We start from the raw sequence: 420 nt of genomic DNA, 5'->3' as shown, positions 1-420 counted from the left end.
TCCACCGTGTACGCTTAGTCGCTTAACCTCACAACCCGAAACTGTTTCGTAAAACGCTTCGCGTTGCGAAAATTTGAGAGACTCGAACACACCGCTTGCCTGTTCTTATTACGGAGAACAGACACAGTGTGTCGTTTCAATTTTCAGCTTGATCCAGATTTTTAAAGAGCAAATATCTCAAACGTGATTCCTGAGAATCAGTTTTGAGATATGGAGGTCGGCGACTTTCACTCACGAACCAGCAAGTGGCGTCCCCTAGGGGATTCGAACCCCTGTTACCGCCGTGAAAGGGCGGTGTCCTGGGCCTCTAGACGAAGGGGACACTGAAGTCTCAATCGCAAGACGCCTTGCTTTTTACTTTTCATCAGACAATCTGTGTGAGCACTACAAAGGCAGGTTCTTCAGGTAAGGAGGTGATCC

The 420-nt window shown here is 48.1% G+C and carries 1 tRNA gene; it reads right to left on the bottom strand.

The features are described from left to right. Positions 1–246: 246 nt before the first annotated feature. Positions 247–322, bottom strand: a tRNA-Glu gene (locus CWM52_RS25935). Positions 323–420 lie beyond the last annotated feature (98 nt).

Origin of the sequence: Raoultella sp. T31 (genome assembly GCF_002806725.1) — a bacterium.
In the GTDB taxonomy this organism is placed as follows: Bacteria; Pseudomonadota; Gammaproteobacteria; order Enterobacterales; family Enterobacteriaceae; genus Klebsiella; species Klebsiella electrica.
Note: the sequence above shows the minus strand (reverse complement) of the source record. Positions and strands in the feature narration are given on the sequence as shown.